This window comes from Pseudomonas sp. LBUM1641 (assembly GCF_059716235.1).
This window is the reverse complement of the sequence record NZ_CP166815.1, coordinates 528414-548811: the sequence shown is the minus strand read 5'-3', so window position 1 is coordinate 548811 and position 20398 is coordinate 528414. Positions and strand designations below refer to the sequence as shown.

Below are 20398 nucleotides of genomic sequence, written 5' to 3'. Positions count from 1 at the left end.
CATCCTGCGTTGAATAACCCCAACACCCGCAAAGATTGCTGAGGACGCCCCAATGCCTCAGCCCTATGCATTCATCAATGAAAGGCAACAAACGTCAATCGAGCTCAAGGCAAGGTTGCGCCTGGGCAAACACGCGCTAACCAAGTTCGACGTACTTAACACACACATTCGCAATGCTGTTGTTCTACCCGGCCAGTTGGTGATCATCGGCGATGACTCCACGGCGGCCTGCACCCTGGAAGAATCCCGCCTGATGAGCGCCGCCTGGAATATTCGCCATAGTGTTATGGCCGAAGGCGGCGATACCTATGCCCTGCACAACTACGACCTGTTGCAAAAAATGCTGGGCTACGCTTCGCTCGGGATAGGCACGGCGGGCGATGCATGGAGTCGACATTTGCAGGACATTGGTAAAACGCTCGAAGACATTGATGCACTGCATAAACAGTCCCTGCGCCAGGGTGGCGGCGCCGTACGAGACGACTTCCTGGCTCGAAGACGAACCCTGTTCGCCAAGCTGGAGGCGCAAATGCGCGGCTTTGCGCGCTATGGAACCAACTTGCGCAATGAGGGCTCGATCAAAAAAATGCTCGGGATATCCACCCGAAGCTATCTGCGTACCGGAGAAATCAACAGGTATGCCGACACGCTTGCGCGGGTATCAAAGACGGCCAATCTGCTGAAAAATGGAACGCCACTGGGGATTGCGCTAAGCACTACGGCGTCGGCACTGGAAATCAAGGAGGCTTGCTCGACGGGGAGAGAAGAGCAGTGCAGGAAGGCCAAATATGTGGAGGCAGGGAAGTTGGCGGGCGGAGTGGCAGGAGGATTAATCGGCGGCTACCTGGGAACAGCTTTATGTGTCGCGGTACTGGCCCCCACCACTGGCCCGCTCGCGCTGAGCTGCATATTAATCGCGAGCGGTGCTAGCGGAGCAGCATTCGGCAGCCTTGGTGGAGTTGCAGGAGAGGAGATCGGAGAAGCCATTTATGAATATTGACTACTTTCTCAATCTTCCAGTGAAAACCCAGCTAGCGATGGGCTCGTCCCTTGCAATCATCGCTTCCGTCACTATCGGTGTATTCCTGGCCTACCGAAAACTGGAGTTCATGGAAGGCCTATTGGATAACTGCCGCTTGGTAGCTGCCCATCGGCGTCTCTGGGGAAACTCCCTACGAGGAAAAATGACCCGACTATGCGTCATCCATGTGGCCATTACGCTGCCAGGATGGAACGCAAGACGTGGCGCTATTGACTTACGGCAAGTCCAAGCTTTTCCACGCGGCCTGAAAGCGATCTTTAGCGGGATGAGCTTTTTTGGCATAACCGGGATGACGGGCTGGATAGCTGTTTACTTCAGTGATCATCTGAACCTGTAAAACACCACTGCGAGATCTGGAAGGCAAAAAAACGGCCCGTCATCCAAAAGATGCGGGCCGTTTTCAGTTCAGCGGGCATTCAAGCCCCCGCCGATTACTTGTTGAGGTTGTAATCCGCCTCGGCCGCGTCAAACCGCTGAAGCATGCCAGCCGTCGGAGCGCCCAGCTTGCTCACGAAGTAAATCGCCAGGCTGGCAAAGATGAAGCCCGGGATGATTTCGTACAGGCCTAACAGGTTGAAGTGCTTCCACACGATCACGGTGATCGCCCCCACCAGGATGCCGGCCAGTGCGCCATTACGCGTCATGCCTTTCCACAGTACCGAGATCAGCACCACAGGACCGAACGCAGCACCGAAACCAGCCCAGGCGTAGCTCACCAGGCCCAGTACGCGGTTTTCCGGGTTGGCGGCCATGGCGATGGCGATCAGCGCCACCAGCAGCACCATGGCGCGACCGACCCACACCAGCTCGACCTGGGAGGCGTTTTTACGCAGGAAGGTTTTGTAGAAGTCTTCGGTCAGAGCGCTGGAGCACACCAGCAACTGGCAGCTCAGGGTACTCATCACGGCAGCCAGGATGGCCGACAGCAATACACCGGCAATCCATGGGTTGAACAGCAGCTTGGCCAGTTCGATGAACACACGCTCGTGGTTCTCGGTCACGGGACCGGCGACTTCCGGGTGCGCCGAGAAGTAGGCGATACCGAAGAAGCCCACCGCCACGGTGCCGCCCAGGCACAGGATCATCCAGGTCATGGAGATACGACGGGCATTAGCGATCGATTTCACCGAATCCGCCGCCATGAAACGCGCGAGGATATGCGGCTGGCCGAAGTAACCCAAGCCCCAGCCCATCAGCGAAATGACGCCGATGAAGGTGGTGTTTTTCAGCATGTTGAAGTTGTCAGGGTTCTGCGCTTCGATCGCCAGGAACGTGGTGTCGACGCCACCGGTAGCCAGCAGCACGATGATCGGCGTCAGCAACAGGGCGAAGATCATCAGCGTGGCTTGTACGGTGTCAGTCCAGCTCACCGCCAGGAAACCACCCACGAAGGTGTAGGCAATCGTCGCGGCAGCACCGGCCCACAGCGCAGTCTCGTAGGACATGCCGAAGGTGCTTTCAAACAGACGGGCGCCGGCCACGATGCCGGAAGCGCAGTAAATGGTGAAGAACACCAGAATCACCACCGCAGAGATGATCCGCAGCAGGCCGCTTTTATCTTCAAAACGGCTGGAGAAGTAATCCGGCAGGGTCAGGGCGTCGCCGTTGTGCTCGGTCTGCACCCGCAGGCGGCCGGCTACAAACAGCCAGTTCAGGTAGGCACCGACGATCAGGCCGATGGCGATCCAGCTTTCGGACAGGCCAGACATGTAAATCGCGCCGGGCAAACCCATCAGCAACCAGCCGCTCATGTCCGATGCGCCGGCCGAGAGCGCGGTGACCACGCTGCCGAGGCTGCGACCGCCCAGGATGTAGTCGGAAAGGTTATTGGTGGAGCGATAGGCCATAAAGCCGATCAGCACCATGGCAGCGATATAGATCACAAAGGTGATCAGGGTAGGATTACTTACGCTCATTGAGTTACGCCCTGGCATTGTTTTTATGTAGCGGCGGTCTGTCCGGACGGCCACCCACTAACTAGTGGATAGACGAAGCCTGGCGCCGCGCATTTATGACTGACGTTTCCCCAGGAAAGCCATCAGCCGATGAACCGCCGGTAAGAGGTTGCACCTTGGGCGCGAATGCTATTCAACAAAGTAAATAAGGTGCAACCAGTTTCTTGAGAATAAGTTGCACCTTGATGTGTTTTTCGAAAAACACTGTGTTTTTGCTCCTTTTCGGAGCAAGAACAGCAAAAGTCAGAAGCAAACGCACCAAGTCACAGCCGATTCGGCTGCGGCGATAATTTTTCCCGATCAGCATCAAAAATTTCATGGATAAAAAGGGTTGCACCCGGTTGCACCTCTCACGGCGCAAAGCTAATCTTGCCGCCAGCTGATGCCACGCAGTAGTGGCACCCATGAGGATAAAAAGATGGCTACGACCACCCTTGGGGTCAAACTTGACGACCCGACCCGCGAGCGCCTGAAGGCGGCCGCGACCTCCATTGATCGCACGCCGCACTGGCTGATCAAGCAGGCGATTTTCAATTACCTGGAGAAACTCGAGGGTGGTGCAACCCTGGCCGAGCTCAACGGCATGGGCAGCAAGGACGCAGAAGAAGCCGGCGAGGTCCAGACCGACCACGCCCACCAGTGCTTCCTGGAGTTCGCCGAGAGCATCCTGCCGCAATCGGTACTGCGCGCGTCGATCACCGCCGCTTACCGTCGCCCGGAACCGGAAGTGGTGCCGATGCTGATCGAGCAGGCTCGCCTGCCTGCGGCAATGGCCGAAGCCACCAACAAGCTCGCCTCTTCGATCGCCGAGAAACTGCGCAATCAGAAAAGCGCCGGCGGACGTGCAGGCATCGTCCAGGGCCTGCTGCAAGAATTCTCCCTGTCGTCCCAGGAAGGCGTAGCGCTGATGTGCCTCGCCGAAGCGCTGTTGCGCATCCCGGACAAAGGCACCCGCGACGCGCTGATCCGCGACAAAATCAGCACCGGCAACTGGCACCCACACTTGGGCAACAGCCCGTCGCTGTTCGTCAACGCCGCCACTTGGGGCCTGCTGCTGACCGGCAAACTGGTCGCCACCCATAACGAAGCCGGCCTGACGTCGTCCCTGAGCCGCATCATCGGCAAGAGCGGCGAGCCGATGATCCGCAAGGGCGTCGACATGGCCATGCGCCTGATGGGCGAGCAGTTCGTCACCGGCGAAACCATCGCTGAAGCCCTGGCCAACGCGAGCAAGTTCGAAGCCAAGGGCTTCCGCTATTCGTACGACATGCTCGGTGAAGCCGCACTCACCGAACACGACGCCCAGAAATACCTGGCCTCGTACGAACAAGCCATCCACTCGATCGGCAAAGCGTCCCACGGTCGTGGGATTTATGAAGGCCCGGGCATTTCCATCAAGCTCTCGGCCCTGCACCCGCGTTACAGTCGTGCGCAATACGAACGTGTGATGGACGAGTTGTACCCGCGCCTGCTGTCGCTGACCCTGCTGGCCAAGCAATACGACATCGGTTTGAACATCGACGCCGAAGAAGCCGACCGCCTGGAGCTGTCGCTCGACCTGCTGGAACGGCTGTGCTTCGAGCCGCAACTGACCGGCTGGAACGGTATCGGCTTTGTGATCCAGGCTTACCAGAAGCGCTGCCCGTATGTGATCGACTACGTGATCGACCTGGCACGCCGCAGCCGCCATCGCCTGATGATCCGCCTGGTGAAAGGCGCTTACTGGGACAGCGAAATCAAGCGCGCCCAGGTTGAAGGCCTGGAAGGCTATCCGGTCTACACCCGCAAGGTGTACACCGACGTTTCCTACATTGCCTGTGCACGCAAACTGCTCTCGGTTCCGGAAGTTATCTACCCGCAGTTCGCTACCCACAACGCTCACACCTTGTCGGCGATTTACCATATTGCCGGTCAGAACTATTACCCCGGCCAGTACGAGTTCCAATGCCTGCACGGCATGGGCGAACCTCTGTACGAGCAGGTTGTAGGCAAGGTCTCCGAAGGTAAGCTGAACCGTCCGTGCCGCGTGTACGCACCGGTCGGCACTCACGAAACGCTGCTGGCTTACCTGGTGCGTCGCCTGCTGGAAAACGGCGCCAACACTTCGTTCGTCAACCGAATCGCTGACCAATCCATCTCGATCCAGGAGCTGGTGGCCGATCCAGTGGCCAGCATCGAGCAGATGGCGACGCAGGAAGGCGGCTTCGGCCTGCCGCACCCGCGTATCCCGCTGCCCCGCGACCTGTACGGTGCCGAGCGCGCCAACTCCGCCGGTATCGACCTGGCCAACGAACACCGTTTGGCTTCGCTGTCCTGCGCCTTGCTGGCCACCGCGCACAACAACTGGAAAGCCGCGCCGATGCTCGGCTGCGCTTCCAGCAACGAAGCGGCTGCACCGGTGTTGAACCCGTCGGATCTGCGTGACGTGGTCGGCCATGTGCAGGAAGCGAATGTCGAAGACGTCGACAACGCCATCCAGTGCGCCCTGAACGCTGCGCCAATCTGGCAGGCCACCCCGCCCGCCGAACGCGCCGCGATCCTGGAACGTGCCGCCGACCTGATGGAAGGCGAGATCCAGCCACTGATGGGCCTGCTGGCCCGTGAAGCCGGCAAGACCTTCGCCAACGCCATCGCCGAAGTGCGTGAAGCCGTGGACTTCCTGCGCTACTACGCGGTGCAGGCCCGTAACGATTTCACCAACGACGCCCACCGCCCACTGGGCCCGGTGGTGTGCATCAGCCCGTGGAACTTCCCGCTGGCGATCTTCAGTGGCCAGGTCGCTGCTGCACTGGCCGCCGGTAACCCGGTGCTGGCCAAGCCTGCCGAGCAAACACCATTGGTTGCCGCACAAGCCGTGCGCCTGCTGCTGGAAGCCGGGATTCCGGAAGGCGTGCTGCAACTGCTGCCGGGCCAAGGCGAAACCGTCGGTGCCCGCCTGGTGGGTGATGATCGCGTCAAGGGCGTGATGTTCACCGGCTCCACCGAAGTCGCGCGTCTGCTGCAACGCAATGTCGCCGGCCGCCTGGATGCACAGGGTCGTCCGATTCCGCTGATCGCCGAAACCGGTGGCCAGAACGCGATGATCGTCGATTCCTCGGCACTCACCGAACAAGTGGTGATCGACGTGGTGTCCTCGGCCTTCGACAGTGCCGGCCAACGCTGCTCGGCCCTGCGCGTCCTGTGCTTGCAGGAAGATTCCGCTGATCGCGTCATCGAAATGCTTAAAGGTGCCATGGCTGAATGCCGCCTCGGCAACCCGGAGCGCCTGTCGGTGGACATTGGCCCGGTGATCGACGCCGAAGCCAAAGCCGGCATCGAGAAACACATCCAGGCCATGCGCGACAAAGGCCGCAACGTTTACCAGGTCGCGATTGCCGATAGCGAAGAGGTCAAGCGCGGCACGTTCGTGATGCCGACCCTGATCGAACTGGAAAGCTTCGACGAACTGCAACGGGAAATCTTCGGCCCGGTGCTGCACGTGGTGCGCTACAAGCGCAAAGAGATCGACCAGCTTATCGGCCAGATCAATGCCTCCGGCTACGGCCTGACCCTGGGCGTGCACACTCGCATCGACGAGACCATCGCCAAGGTGATCGACAACGTCCATGCCGGTAACGTCTACGTTAACCGCAACATTGTGGGTGCCGTGGTCGGCGTGCAGCCGTTCGGCGGCGAAGGTTTGTCGGGTACCGGCCCTAAAGCCGGCGGTCCGCTGTACCTGTACCGTCTGCTGTCGACCCGTCCTACGGATGCCATCGAGCAATCCTTCGTTCGCGGTGATGCCGTGACAGCACCGGATGTTCGCCTGCGGGATGCCATGAGCAAGCCGCTGACCGCCCTGCAAGCCTGGGCCGACAGCAACAAGCTCAGCGACTTGAGCGCCCTGTGCGTGCAGTTCACCGCGCAATCCCAAAGCGGTATCACCCGCCAACTGGCCGGCCCGACCGGCGAGCGCAACAGCTACGCCATCCTGCCCCGCGAGCACGTGTTGTGCCTGGCGGAAGTGGAAGGCGACCTGCTGACGCAACTGGCGGCGGTACTGGCAGTCGGCGGCTCGGCGGTATGGCCGGAAACTGAATTGACCAAGGCCGTGTTCGCACGCTTGCCGAAGGAGCTTCAGGCGAAGGTCAAGCTGGTGGCTGACTGGACCAAGGATGAAACCGTATTTGATGCCGTACTGCATCACGGCGATTCCGACCAACTGCGCGGGGTTTGCCAGCAAGTGGCCAAGCGTGGCGGGGCGATTGTCGGGGTTCACGGTTTGTCTTCGGGCGAAACCGGGATTGCCCTGGAGCGCCTGGTGATCGAGCGAGCGTTGAGCGTCAACACTGCTGCGGCGGGCGGTAACGCCAGTCTGATGACCATCGGCTAACTGTCGAAACGCGGTCAAAATATGGGAGCGGGCTTGCTCGCGAATACGGAGTGTCAGTCACCAGATGTATTGACTGATCCACCGCATTCGCGAGCAAGCCCGCTCTCACATTGACCGCGCCCCAGCTTCCTCCCTGTTTTGCCCCTCCATCACCCAGATCAATCTTGCTATCCAGCCTCTATTTACGCACTTAGACTCGGCCCATTCCCACACAGGTAAGCCGCCATGTCCGAGACGCTGCTCAGTTCCCGCAATCTGGCTTTCGAGCTGTACGAAGTCCTCGATGCCGAGGGCCTGACCCAGCGCGAGCGGTTTGCCGAACACAACCGTGAAACCTTCGACGCCGCCATCGGCACCGCCCGCAGCATTGCCGAGAAGTTCTTCGCCCCGCATAACCGCAAGGGCGACGAGAACGAGCCACGCTACGAGAACGGTCAGGCGATTCTGATTCCTGAAGTGAAACCGGCGGTGGATGCCTTCCTTGAAGCCGGCTTTCTCAACGCCGCCCGCAGCTTCGACGCGGGCGGCATGCAATTGCCAACCCTGCTGTCCCAAGCCTGTTTCGCACATTTCCAGTCGGCCAACGCCGCTTCCACGTCCTACCCGTTCCTGACCATGGGCGCCGCCAACCTGATCGAGAGCTTCGGCACCGAGGAGCAGAAACAACGCTTCCTGCAACCGATGATCGAAGGCCGTTTCTTCGGCACCATGGCCTTGACTGAGCCCCACGCCGGTTCGTCGCTGTCGGATATTCGTACCCGGGCAGAGCCGGCGGCTGACGGCAGCTATCGCCTCAAGGGCAACAAGATCTTCATCTCTGGTGGCGATCACCCGCTGTCGGAAAACATCGTGCATATGGTGCTGGCCAAACTGCCGGACGCGCCTGCCGGGGTGAAGGGCATTTCGCTGTTTATCGTGCCCAAGTTCCTGGTCAACGACGACGGCAGCCTGGGCAAGCGCAACGATGTGCTGCTGGCCGGGCTGTTTCACAAGATGGGTTGGCGCGGTACCACCTCGACTGCGCTGAATTTCGGCGATAACGGCGAGTGTGTCGGCTACCTGGTGGGCAAACCGCATCAGGGCCTGAGCTGCATGTTCCAGATGATGAACGAAGCGCGGATCGGCGTGGGCATGGGCGCGGTGATGCTCGGTTACGCCGGCTACCTGTACTCCCTGGAATACGCCCGCGAGCGCCCGCAAGGCCGCCTGCCGGACAGCAAAGACCCGAACACCGCGCCGGTGTCGATCATTCAACACGCCGACATCAAGCGCATGCTGTTGACCCAAAAAGCCTACGTGGAAGGTGCCTTCGACCTTGGCCTGTACGCCGCACGCCTGTTCGACGACACCACCACCCTGGAAACCGAAGCTGCGCGCAAACAGGCCCACGAACTGCTGGACCTGCTGACGCCTATCGTCAAATCCTGGCCATCGGAGTTTTGCCTGAAGGCCAACGAACTGGCGATCCAGATCCTCGGCGGCCACGGCTACACCCGTGAATACCCGGTGGAACAGTACTACCGCGACAACCGCCTGAATCCGATCCATGAAGGCACCCACGGCATTCAGTCGCTGGATCTGCTCGGGCGCAAGCTGGCGCAGAACGGCGGTGCGGGCTTGAAACAACTGATTCGCCTGATCGCCGAGACCGGCGCGCGGGCACAGGAATACCCGTCGCTGACTGCCTTGCGGGAACCGCTGGAACAACTGGTAACGCGCCTGCAAGAGGTCACCCTCGGCCTGCTGACGGATCTCGCCCACGGCAAGGTCAACAGCAGCCTGGCGAATTCGGCGCTGTACCTGAAGGTGTTTGGGCATACGGTGATTGGCTGGCGCTGGCTGGAACAGGCGATTCGCGCCGAGGAAGGGCTGGCCAAAGGCAATGCTGCCGATGTCGCCTTCTATAAAGGCAAGCTCCAGGCCGCCCGGTACTTCCTGACGTGGGAAATACCGGGCTGCCATCATGAACTGGCGATTCTCGAGGCACGCGATGACACGTGCCTGGGGATGCAGGATGAGTGGTTCTAAGGCGTTCCGATCGCCTTGGAAATCACTTCGACCGTGGCGCTGACTTGCTCTTGGTAACGGTCGAGTTCCTGCTGGTGGTGCTTTTGCATTTCGATCTGCTCGGCGCACAGGTTCAGCGCCGCCAGCACCAATAGCTTGTCACCGATCAGCGTCGGGTACTTTTTCTTGGTGGTGGCCAGGGATGCCTTGAGCATCGTCACGGCGCTCATCAGGGTGTTGTCTTCCCCTTCCGGTGCCTTGATCGAGTAATCCTCACCGAGAATCGAAACGACCTTTATCCCTTCATTCATGCGCTGACAGGACCTGCGCTCACACGCTCAACCAACGCCTGGATACGGGCTGCGGTGGCGCCCTGCTTTTCTTCCTGTTCCATCAGGCTCAGCTGCAGGCTGTCGTTCTCATCCTTGGCGCGAGCCAGTTCGGCCTTGAGGGATTCGTTGGTGCCCAGCAGATCCTGGTTCTGCTGTACCAGGTCACTGACCAGTTGTTCCAATTGGCTGAGGGATGCTTCTAACATTTTGATTTCTCGGGCTTTTTCAAAGGGCGGTGACGATAAAGAAAAATCACCTCGGATGCCAGGGTTATCCCTGGCGCGGGGCCTTGATTTTACAGGGCAGGCCACGCTTTCGAGCCTTAGTGACTGCATTTATGGCATCTGGTTCCTGAATCCCGTCGGACCGTCCCGGCCTGCGACAAAAGCGCGCACCCCCCTCAAGACTTTAGTCGTATGACCGATAGGTCATGGACACCCCGCCCAAACCCCGCATGGATCGCGCTTCTCCCCAGGATCACAGCATGTCTCTTCGTAATATGAATATCGCGCCGCGGGCCTTCCTCGGCTTCGCGTTGATTGGCGCGCTGATGTTGTTTCTCGGCGTGTTCGCGTTGAACCAGATGAGCAAGATTCGCGCGGCGACGGAAGACATCACCCTCAGCAGCGTGCCGAGCATTCGCGCCCTGGACGAGTTCACCCAGCTGACCCTGCGCCTGCGGGTGCTGTCCTATCGCCTGCTCACCAACCGCGAGCCCGACGTCCAGCAAAAGACCCTTGAAGCGTTTGATCTGCGCAATCAACAGATTCGTACCGCCCAGACGGTCTACGAGAAGCTGATCGACAGCAGCGAAGAGCGCGCCGCCTATGACGAATACGTGCGTCTTTTGGCCCAGTACCACCAGATCGAAGAACGCATGAAGAGCCTGTCCCGGGCCAATCAGGTGGACGAGCTGCGCACCCTGCTGAACACCGAGCTGCTGAGCAACTCGGAGCAGGTCAACGCCGTGCTGAACCGCCTGCTGGACATCAATAACAAGATGGCCACAGCGACCAACCAGCAAGCCGCCGACCAGTACGACATGGCGTTTGAGCTGGTGGTGATCCTGCTGATCCTGGCCACTGCACTGACCATACTGTTCGCCTGGTTGCTGACCCGCAGCATCACGCTGCCGATCGCCCAGGCCCTGGACGCCGCCGAGGAAATTGCCGAAGGCAACCTGACGCGTCCGATCAAGGTCGAAGGCAACGACGAAGCCGGCCGACTGCTGTTGGCGATGGCCAAGATGCAGGACAAGTTGAAGGACACCTTGCAGCGCATCGCCGGCTCGGCCACCCAGTTGGCATCCGCAGCGGAAGAGCTGAACGCCGTAACCGACGAAAGCGCCCGTGGCCTGACCCAGCAAAACAACGAAATCGAACAAGCCGCCACGGCCGTCAACGAGATGACCAGCGCGGTTGAAGAAGTGGCCCGCAACGCCGTCAGCACCTCCGAAGCTTCGAAAAACGCCACCTCCTCGGCCGGCGATGGCCGTGACCTGGTGCAGGAAACCGTCGGCGCCATCGAGCGTATGAGCAGCGACGTGCAAGCCACCGCGACCCTGATCGGCAACCTGGCGGAAGAGTCCCGGGACATCGGCAAGGTGCTGGACGTGATTCGTGGCCTGGCCGACCAGACCAACCTGCTGGCCCTGAACGCAGCGATTGAAGCGGCGCGTGCCGGTGAAGCCGGGCGTGGTTTTGCGGTGGTGGCGGATGAAGTGCGGGCCCTGGCCCATCGCACCCAGCAGTCCACCAGCGAGATCGAGCGGATGATCGGCAGCATTCAGGCCGGTACCGAGCATGCAGTGGATTCGATGCGTAACAGCACCGAGCGTGCAGAGTCGACGCTGAATATCGCCAAGGGTGCGGGGATGTCGCTGGATACCATCAATACCGCCATCGTTGAAATCAACGAGCGCAACCTGGTGATCGCCAGTGCCGCTGAAGAGCAGGCGCAGGTGGCGCGGGAAGTGGATCGCAACCTGGTGAACATTCGCGATTTGTCGGTGCAATCGGCGACCGGCGCCAGCCAGACCAGTGCGGCGAGCAGCGAACTGTCGCGGTTGGCGGTGGATTTGAACGGGATGGTGGGGCGGTTCAGGCTTTAACTGAATGGAGTGAGCGGGCTTGCCCGCTCACTACAAACCTTTTTGACAGCACAGCAATTCAACAGGTTAGAATCGCTGGCACGCAGACTGCATGGTCAGTTTGCGCCTCGTCTTTCCCGCTCATGGAGTACTGCCTTTGAATGCGACGACCATCAACAGCCTGTTCTTGATCGGCGCGTTGCTGGTAGGTGCGAGCATTCTGGTGAGTTCTCTTTCGTCCCGCCTGGGGATTCCGATCCTGGTGATCATCCTGGCCGTGGGCATGATCGCCGGCGTCGACGGCGGCGGCATCATCTTCGATAACTACCCGACCGCCTACCTAGTGGGCAACCTCGCCCTGGCGGTGATCCTGCTCGATGGCGGCTTGCGAACACGGGTGGCGAGTTTTCGCGTGGCACTCTGGCCCGCGCTGTCATTGGCGACGGTCGGGGTACTGATCACCACCGGCCTCACCGGCATGGCAGCCGCCTGGCTGTTCAACCTCAACATCATTCAAGGCCTGCTGATCGGCGCCATCGTCGGCTCCACGGACGCCGCGGCGGTGTTCTCGCTGCTGGGCGGCAAGGGCCTGAACGAACGGGTCACCGCCAGCCTGGAAATCGAGTCCGGCAGCAACGACCCGATGGCGGTGTTCCTTACCGTCACCCTGATCGACATGCTCGCCAGCGGCCAGACCGGCCTGCACTGGAGCCTGCTGGGCCACCTGATCCGCGAGTTCGGAATCGGCGGCATCATTGGCCTGGGCGGCGGTTGGTTGATGCTGCAGATGGTCAACCGGATCAACCTGGCCAACGGCCTGTACCCGATCCTGGTGATTTCCGGCGGCCTGTTCGTGTTTGCCCTGACCAACGCCCTGCACGGCAGCGGCTTCCTCGCGGTTTACCTGTGCGGTTTGGTGATCGGCAACCGCCCGGTGCGCAGCCGACATGGCATTTTGCATATGCTCGACGGCATGGCCTGGCTCGCGCAGATCGGCATGTTCCTGGTGCTGGGCCTGCTGGTCACGCCCCATGATCTGCTGCCCATCGCGCTGCCAGCCCTGGGACTGGCGCTGTGGATGATCCTGTTTGCCCGGCCGCTGTCGGTCATGGTCGGCCTGCTGCCGTTCAAGGCCTTCCACGGTCGAGAGAAAGCCTTTATTGCCTGGGTCGGCCTGCGCGGCGCGGTCCCGATCATTCTGGCGGTGTTCCCGCTGATGGCCGGCCTCCCCCACGCACAGCTGTACTTCAACCTGGCGTTCTTTATCGTGCTGGTGTCGCTGCTGGTGCAGGGTACGAGCCTGCCGTGGGTCGCCAAACTGTTGAAGGTGACAGTACCGCCCGAGCCTGCGCCAATCTCCCGGGCGGCCCTGGAAGTGCACGTCACCAGCGAGTGGGAGCTGTTCGTCTACCGCCTGGGCGCCGAGAAATGGTGCATCGGCGCCGCCCTTCGGGAGCTGAAAATGCCCGAGGGCACACGGATCGCTGCGCTGTTTCGTGGCCAGCAACTGCTCCATCCGTCGGGTAGTACGGTGCTGGAAGTCGATGATTTGCTGTGCGTGATCGGCCATGAACACAACTTGCCGGCCCTCGGCAAACTGTTCAGCCAGGCACCACAACGGGGCCTCGACCTGCGCTTCTTCGGTGACTTCGTCCTGGAAGGCGACGCCCAGCTGGGCGCGGTTTCGGCGCTGTACGGGCTCAAGCTCGAGGGAATCGACCCGGACATGCCACTGAGTCGCTTCATCACCCAGAAAGTCGGCGGGGCACCCGTGGTCGGCGACCAGGTGGAATGGAACAACACCATTTGGACCGTCGCCGTCATGGACGGGAACAAGATCGGCAAAGTTGGCGTCAGATTCCCCGAAGGAAGTCGCCCGGGCCCCGGACTCTTCCTCTAAACTGCGGGGCGACGGCGCGCCAGTCGATGTCGGGACGCCCCCTATTTATCACCTTGCTCGACCGGTCTCTATGACAACCCTGCGCACTTTTCTCGCTACTGCCCTGCTGGGCCTGACTCTCTGCGTCGGCACCGTACACGCTGCCGACCCGCCCAGCATCGACTCCGTCCAGCAAACCCTGGACAAGCTGCCAGACCGCAAGCTGCCCGACGCCGACATGAAGGCGCTGCAAAGCATCCTGCAGCAGACCCTCACCTTCCTCGGCAACCAGCAGGATTACCAGCAGCGCCTGGTCGACCTCAAGCGCCAGCTGGAAGACGCGCCGCGCCGGAGCGCCGAGAACCAGCGCGAGCTGACCAGGCTCAAAGCCACCAAGGTGATTCCGGTCGCCCAACGCTACGCCACCTTGCCGGTACCGCAGCTTGAACAACTGCTGGTGCAGCGCACCACCCAGCAAGGCGACCTGCAGAAGGACCTGGCCGACGCCAACAGCCTGAGCATCGCCGCCCAGACCCGCCCGGAACGCGCCCAGACCGAAATCAGCAGCAGCCAGACGCGCATCCAGCAAATCAACTCGATCCTCAAGGCCGGCAAAGACAATGGCAAGGCCCTCAGCGGTGACCAGCGCAACCTGCTGAACGCCGAGCTGGCTGCCCTCAACGCGCTGATTCCACTGCGCCGCCAGGAGCTGGCCGGCAACAGCCAACTGCAAGACCTGGGCAACAGCCAACACGATCTGGTACTGGAAAAAACCGCGCGCCTGGAGCAGGAAATCCAGGACCTGCAAACCCTGATCAACCAGAAACGCCTGGCCCAATCCCAGGAAACCGTGACCCAGCAGTCCATCGAAGCCCAAAAGGCCGGTGGCAGCAGCCTGCTCGCCACGGAAAGCGCCGCCAACCTGAAACTGTCCGACTACCTGCTCAAAAGCACCGACCGGCTCAACGAACTGACCCAGAAAAACCTGCAAACCAAGCAGCAACTGGACAGCGTGACCCAAAGCGACTCGGCGCTGGACGAACAGATCAACGTGCTCAAGGGCAGCCTGCTGTTGTCCAAGATCCTCTACAAACAGAAGCAGGCCCTCCCGCGCCTGACCGTGGACCGCGACCTGGCAGATGACATCGCCAACATTCGCCTGTACCAGTTCGAGGTCAATCAACAGCGCGAACTGATCAGCACCCCGAGCACCTACGTCGACAACCTGCTGGCCAGTCAACCGGCCGACCAGATCACACCACAACTGCGCCGCACCCTGCTGGAACTGGCAATCACCCGCAGCGACTTGCTGGAGCGCCTCAGCCGCGAGCTGAGCGCACTGCTCAACGAATCCATCACCCTGCAACTGAACCAGAAACAACTGCTGAGTACCGCCAGCACGTTGCGGGCGACCCTCGACGAGCAGATGTTCTGGATTCCCAGCAACAAGCCGCTGGACACCGAATGGCTGGAAACCGTACCGGCGCACCTGAGCAAGCAGGTCACCACCTTGCCTTGGGCTTCCAGCGTCAGCGAACTGTATGACGGCCTGACCCAGCGCCCGCTACTGTTCCTGCCCCTGCTGCTGTTGATCGGCGCGCTGCTGTGGCGTCGTAGCTACCTGTATGAGCGCCTGAAAAAAATCCACCAGGACATCGGCCACTTCAAGCGCGACAGCCAATGGCACACGCCGGTGGCGATCCTGGTGAATATCGCCCTGGCAATGCCGGTGGCCCTGGGCCTGGCGCTGTGCGGTTATGCGTTGCAGATCGATGCCCGCGGGCAAAACGCCAACCTCGGCGCAGCCTTGCTGCAGATCGCCCAGGCGTGGCTGGTGTTCTACACCGCCTATCGAATCCTGGCGCCCGGCGGCGTCGCCGAACTGCATTTCCGTTGGGAAAAACCCCAGGTCGAATTCCTCCAGGGCTGGATACGCAAGCTCGGGCTGGTGGTGCTGGCGTTGGTGGCCGTGGTGGCCATCGCCGAGCATCAGCCAGCGGCGCTGGCAGACGACGTACTGGGCATCGGCGTGGTACTGACCTGCTACGCACTGATGGCGTGGCTGCTCGGGCGCCTGCTGCTCAATAGCCCGACCCACGAAAAAGCCTCGCTGTTTCGCAAAGCCGTCGGCCTGATGTTTACCGCGCTGCCGGTCGCGCTGTTTATTGCCGTGTGCTTTGGCTACTACTACACCGCCCTCAAGCTCAGCGACCGGTTGATCAACACCCTGTACCTGCTGATGTTCTGGCTGGTGATCGAAGCCACCTTCGTCCGTGGCCTGGGGGTTGCCGCACGGCGCCTGGCCTACGCGCGGGCCCTGGCCAAACGCCAGGCCGCCAAGGAAGCGGGTGATGGCGAAGCGGTGATCGAAGAACCGACCCTGGACATCGAACAGGTCAACGAGCAGTCGATGCGACTGATTCGCCTGGCGCTGCTCGGCGGCTTTATCGCCGCGCTGTATTGGGTGTGGTCTGACTTGATCTCGGTATTTTCCTACCTGGACAACGTCACCCTCTACGAATACACCAGCGGCACCGGCGCCAATATCAGCATGGTGCCCATCAGCATCGGCGACTTGCTGGGGGCGCTGATTATCATCGGCATTACCTTTGCCCTGGCGCGCAACCTGCCCGGGTTATTGGAAGTGTTGGTGTTGTCGAAACTGGACCTGGCCCAGGGCAGCGCCTACGCCACCACCACCTTGCTGTCCTACGTGATTGCCGGTGTGGGTTTTGTCTCCACCCTGTCGACCCTCGGCGTGAGCTGGGACAAGTTGCAATGGCTGGTGGCCGCGCTCTCGGTGGGATTGGGCTTCGGGATGCAGGAAATCTTCGCTAACTTCATCTCCGGCATCATGATCCTGTTCGAGCGCCCGGTACGGATCGGCGACACCATCACCATCGGCAACCTGTCGGGCACGGTGAGCAAGATCCGCATCCGCGCCACCACCATCACCGACTTCGACCGCAAGGACATCATTGTCCCGAACAAGACGTTCATCACCGGGCAATTGATCAACTGGTCGCTGACCGACACCATCACCCGGGTCACCCTGAAACTGGGCGTGGACTACGGCTCGGACCTGGACCTGGTGAAGGAACTGCTGCTCAAGGCCGCCTCCGAAAACCCGCGCGTCCTGAAGGACCCGGCGCCCCATGTGTACTTCCTCAACTTCGGTGAAAGCACCCTCGACCACGAACTGCGCATGCATGTGCGCGACCTGGGCGACCGCAACCCGGTAATCGATGAGGTCAACCGCTTCATCAACCGCGAGTTCAAGAACCACCACATCAACATCTCGTTCCGGCAGATGGAGGTTTACCTGAAAAACCTGCATGGCCAGGAATACAAACTGGTGCCGGTGGAAGAAGAAAAAAGAACCATCCTGCCCCTCGCCAAGGACCCGGACCTGCCCGAGCCACCGCCCGCCAAACTCGACTAAACGCGCTATCCCCAGCAGAATGGTCGGACATTCTGCTGGGAGATGGCCGTTGAAAGCCCTCGACGAACTGACCTTCGACAACCGCTTCGCCCGCCTGGGCGACGGCTTCTCAACCCACGTGTTGCCCGAACCCATCGACGAACCGCGTTTGGTGGTCGCGAGCGAAGCGGCCATGGCGCTGCTGGATCTCGACCCTGCCGTGGCCGAAACGCCGGTATTTGCCGAGCTGTTCGGCGGGCACAAACTGTGGGCCGAGGCCGAGCCGCGGGCGATGATCTATTCCGGGCATCAGTTCGGCTCCTACAACCCGCAACTGGGTGATGGACGTGGATTGCTGCTGGGCGAGGTTTACAACGAAGCGGGCGAACATTGGGACCTGCACCTCAAGGGCGCAGGGCAAACCCCGTATTCGCGCATGGGCGATGGGCGTGCGGTGCTGCGGTCGTCGATTCGCGAGTTTCTGGCGTCCGAAGCCTTGCATGCACTGGGCATTCCCAGCAGTCGTGCACTGTGTGTAATCGGTTCCACCACGCCGGTATGGCGCGAGAAACAGGAGCGCGCAGCCATGGTGCTGCGCCTGGCCCATAGCCACGTGCGCTTTGGGCATTTCGAATATTTCTACTACACCAAGAAGCCCGAATTGCAGAAGCAATTGGCGGAGCACGTGCTGTCCCTGCACTTCCCCGAATGCATGGAACAGCCGGAGCCGTATCTGGCGATGTTCCGAGAAATTGTCGAGCGTAATGCCGAGTTGATCGCCAAGTGGCAGGCCTATGGGTTCTGCCACGGAGTGATGAACACCGACAACATGTCGATCCTTGGCATCACCTTCGACTTCGGACCGTTTGCGTTCCTGGACGATTTCGACGCGCAGTTCATCTGCAACCACTCGGACCATGAAGGGCGCTATTCCTTCAGCAACCAGGTGCTGATCGGGCAGTGGAACCTGAGCGCGCTGGCCCAGGCGTTGACGCCGTTTATCAGCGTCGAGGCGCTGCGGGAAACGCTGGGGCTGTATCTGCCGTTGTTCCAGGCCCACTACCTGGACCTGATGCGCCGCCGGTTGGGCCTCACTACCGCCGAAGATGACGATCAAAAACTGGTAGAGCGCCTGCTGCAACTGATGCAGAACAGCGGCGTCGACTACACCCTGTTCTTCCGCCGTCTGGGGGATGAATCAGCCGCGTTGGCCGTGGCGCGGTTGCGCGACGACTTTGTCGACCTCAAGGGGTTTGATGAGTGGGCCGACCTGTACAAAGCACGTGTCGAGCGGGAAGCCAGTGGCACAGAAGAACAGCGACGTGAGCGGATGCGTGCAGTGAATCCGCTTTATATTCTGCGCAACTATTTGGCGCAGAACGCCATCCAGGCGGCAGAGCTTGGGGATTACAGTGAAGTGCGCCGGTTGCACGAGGTGCTGACCAAACCGTTTGAAGAGCAGCCGGGGATGGAGCAATACGCCCAGCGGCCGCCGGATTGGGGGAAGCATTTGGAGATTAGTTGTTCGTCGTAAGCGAGCTAAATGAAGGTTTCCACTGAAACGCCAAAACGCTCCGCCAGCCAACGAATCTGACGCAAGTTGAGCTGGCGCTTACCGCTCAGCACTTCCGAAACGACTGATTGCGTACCAACGCCTGGCAGATCACTTTGGTTCAAGCCGTGCTCCCGCATCATTGACCGCAATACATCAACCCCACTGGCGACGGGCATCGGGCGGTGTTCAAGGTCGTAGGCCTCGATCCAGTCGCTGAGAATGTCCACCAGACTCATGAGTGGGCTGGATTCGTCCTCGCCTATCAGGTCCAACAATTCGTCGAGAGCATTGACCAACACATCGTAGTCCGCCTCGCTCTTTGGTTTGCGCAGCAATGGCGAAACAAATTCCCAATGCTCGGCAGCGCGTTTAATGAGTGCACTCATTTGATTTTCTCCCTCCACTTACCTTGCTCATATTCGCGGTGATCGAGCAGGTACTTGATATAAATTCGTTGCACCTGATAATGCACAAAGGCGATCAGCCGGAGCTTATTGCCCCCGATATCGAACACATGAAATTGCCCTACTTTGTCCGTCGCTGGAAACATTCCTTTCATCGACGCAAAGTCTGCGGGGCTGTTGCGCTTTACTCGCCGATACCACTCATCGAGCGCCGTCGCGGATCGCGGCCATTTTTCTTTTGCTTCCCAAATCCTTTTTTCGCTGATTACTCGCATGCAACATCCTTATCGCATCTTGCTATGAAGGTTAATCTCGGCGCCCAATTATCGCAACTTGCGATAATCCAAAACAGACCAATGGCGCAATTGCGGAACAACCTCAACAGCCTAGATACAACACCTCACGTCAGCACAGGCGAAAATGTATGTGCATGAGTCATTCGCATCGACGCTTGATAAACCTCTGCCCTGGCTCCAAATAGAACCTATTGGCCACTTTCACGGAGCCCACCATGTCCGACTCTCTCGTCATCCCCTGCCCCCACTGCAACGGTCTCAATCGCATTCCCGATGAACGCCTGGGCGATGCGCCGAAGTGCGGGCGCTGCAAGCAACCGGTGCTGCTGAGCAAACCCTTTGAGCTGAAACAGGGCGATTACGCCAGCCAGATCAAGGGCGACCTGCCGTTGCTGGTGGATGTGTGGGCCGAATGGTGCGGGCCGTGCAAGTCGTTTGCGCCGGTGTTTGAGCAGGCCGCCGGGCAGCTGGCCGGGAAGTGCCGGTTGGCCAAGCTCGATAGCGAGGCCAATCAGCAGTTATCCGCTCAGTTGGGGATTCGCTCGATTCCCAGCCTGATCCTGTTCAAGAATGGCCGGGAAGTGGCGCGTCAGAGCGGTGCGTTTCCGTTGCCGCAGTTGATGAGCTGGCTGCGCAGTCAGGGCGTTTGAGGTAACGGGACACCCCGGTCCATCACTTGCCCCATCAGCAATACGCCCAATTCGCTCAATTGATGAATGGCCAACGCGACATCGCGCTGCTTGCCGGTCAGGTCGTCGGAAAGGTCGAGCAAGAGGGTGGTGACTGAGGAGAAGGTTTCGTAAGTGTTGAGGATCAGGGTTTCGGTGGCTTGGCCGGGGCTGACTGTAAAAAGGTACGACGGGGGACTTGGAGTAGCTTTAAACATGGTCGACATTCCTGATTGGAGCCGCCATCTGATCGCTACTAAACGAATTAGGGTGGCAGCTGTACGCAGGTTAGTAGACCGGGAAATGTCGAAGCCGGCGCGCCCGAAGACGCCCTACGCACAGCTACCATCAAGCACAGACTCAGCGCCTGAAAGATGA

The 20398-nt window shown here is 60.3% G+C and carries 15 protein-coding genes and 1 pseudogene; 10 read left to right on the top strand and 6 right to left on the bottom strand.

What is annotated here, in order from left to right:
• Nucleotides 1-52: 52 nt before the first annotated feature.
• Nucleotides 53-1000, top strand: a complete 948-nt coding sequence (locus ACA046_RS02485; protein WP_318302793.1) for a hypothetical protein — start codon at nt 53-55, stop codon at nt 998-1000.
• Nucleotides 990-1379, top strand: coding sequence for a hypothetical protein (locus tag ACA046_RS02480; RefSeq protein ID WP_459025624.1), 390 nt, complete (start codon nt 990-992; stop codon nt 1377-1379). Before ACA046_RS02485 ends, ACA046_RS02480 begins: the two co-directional genes overlap by 11 nt.
• Nucleotides 1380-1473: 94 nt before the next feature.
• Here ACA046_RS02480 and putP read toward each other — a convergent pair whose 3' ends face one another.
• Nucleotides 1474-2958: a sodium/proline symporter PutP gene (putP, locus tag ACA046_RS02475; RefSeq protein WP_497675854.1), complete on the bottom strand. Its 1485-nt coding sequence runs from the start codon at nt 2956-2958 to the stop codon at nt 1474-1476.
• 457 nt (nt 2959-3415) lie between these two features.
• Here putP and putA point away from each other — a divergent pair, with 457 nt between their 5' ends.
• Both putA and ACA046_RS02465 read left to right on the top strand, forming a co-directional pair.
• Nucleotides 3416-7369: a trifunctional transcriptional regulator/proline dehydrogenase/L-glutamate gamma-semialdehyde dehydrogenase gene (putA, locus tag ACA046_RS02470; RefSeq protein ID WP_497675853.1), complete on the top strand. Its 3954-nt coding sequence runs from the start codon at nt 3416-3418 to the stop codon at nt 7367-7369.
• 225 nt (nt 7370-7594) lie between these two features.
• Complete coding sequence (locus ACA046_RS02465; RefSeq protein WP_459025618.1) at nt 7595-9397, top strand: acyl-CoA dehydrogenase; 1803 nt, start codon at nt 7595-7597, stop codon at nt 9395-9397.
• Here the strand turns inward: ACA046_RS02465 and ACA046_RS02460 are convergent.
• Together ACA046_RS02460 and ACA046_RS02455 are read right to left on the bottom strand one after the other, a co-directional pair.
• Nucleotides 9394-9687 carry a cell division protein ZapA gene (locus tag ACA046_RS02460; protein ID WP_003209415.1) on the bottom strand — a complete coding sequence of 98 codons (294 nt, stop codon included), beginning with the start codon at nt 9685-9687 and terminating at the stop codon, nt 9394-9396. The two genes, ACA046_RS02465 and ACA046_RS02460, sit on opposite strands and share 4 nt — an antisense overlap.
• Nucleotides 9684-9914: a hypothetical protein gene (locus ACA046_RS02455; protein ID WP_459025616.1), complete on the bottom strand. Its 231-nt coding sequence runs from the start codon at nt 9912-9914 to the stop codon at nt 9684-9686. The genes ACA046_RS02460 and ACA046_RS02455 overlap by 4 nt, the downstream gene beginning before the upstream one ends.
• A gap of 224 nt (nt 9915-10138) precedes the next feature.
• On the opposite strand from ACA046_RS02455, the pseudogene ACA046_RS02450 reads away from it, so the two are divergent.
• The 5 genes and pseudogenes from ACA046_RS02450 to selO all read left to right on the top strand — a co-directional run.
• Nucleotides 10139-10912, top strand: a pseudogene (locus ACA046_RS02450) (MCP four helix bundle domain-containing protein); the annotation flags it as partial.
• Between the two features lie 33 nt (nt 10913-10945).
• Nucleotides 10946-11818 (top strand): methyl-accepting chemotaxis protein, encoded by an 873-nt coding sequence (locus ACA046_RS02445; protein ID WP_413818048.1) that lies wholly within the window; start codon nt 10946-10948, stop codon nt 11816-11818.
• A 136-nt stretch (nt 11819-11954) separates the two neighbouring features.
• Entirely contained in the window at nt 11955-13697 is a 1743-nt protein-coding gene (locus ACA046_RS02440; protein WP_076015486.1) for a potassium/proton antiporter, read from the top strand.
• 70 nt (nt 13698-13767) lie between these two features.
• Entirely contained in the window at nt 13768-17118 is a 3351-nt protein-coding gene (mscK, locus tag ACA046_RS02435) for a mechanosensitive channel MscK (protein WP_497675852.1), read from the top strand.
• Nucleotides 17119-17167: 49 nt separating this feature from the next.
• Complete coding sequence (gene selO, locus ACA046_RS02430; RefSeq protein ID WP_497675851.1) at nt 17168-18631, top strand: protein adenylyltransferase SelO; 1464 nt, start codon at nt 17168-17170, stop codon at nt 18629-18631.
• A gap of 5 nt (nt 18632-18636) precedes the next feature.
• Here selO and ACA046_RS02425 read toward each other — a convergent pair whose 3' ends face one another.
• Both ACA046_RS02425 and ACA046_RS02420 read right to left on the bottom strand, forming a co-directional pair.
• Complete coding sequence (locus ACA046_RS02425; RefSeq protein WP_010169251.1) at nt 18637-19038, bottom strand: helix-turn-helix domain-containing protein; 402 nt, start codon at nt 19036-19038, stop codon at nt 18637-18639.
• Nucleotides 19035-19331 (bottom strand): type II toxin-antitoxin system HigB family toxin, encoded by a 297-nt coding sequence (locus ACA046_RS02420; protein ID WP_010169250.1) that lies wholly within the window; start codon nt 19329-19331, stop codon nt 19035-19037. Before ACA046_RS02420 ends, ACA046_RS02425 begins: the two co-directional genes overlap by 4 nt.
• 236 nt (nt 19332-19567) lie before the next feature.
• On the opposite strand from ACA046_RS02420, the gene trxC reads away from it, so the two are divergent.
• On the top strand, nt 19568-20002 hold the full coding sequence (gene trxC / locus ACA046_RS02415) for a thioredoxin TrxC (protein WP_497675850.1): 435 nt from the start codon (nt 19568-19570) through the stop codon (nt 20000-20002).
• Here the strand turns inward: trxC and ACA046_RS02410 are convergent.
• Nucleotides 19990-20238 carry a DUF6124 family protein gene (locus ACA046_RS02410; protein ID WP_497675849.1) on the bottom strand — a complete coding sequence of 83 codons (249 nt, stop codon included), beginning with the start codon at nt 20236-20238 and terminating at the stop codon, nt 19990-19992. The genes trxC and ACA046_RS02410 overlap by 13 nt on opposite strands.
• Between the last annotated feature and the right edge of the window lie 160 nt (nt 20239-20398).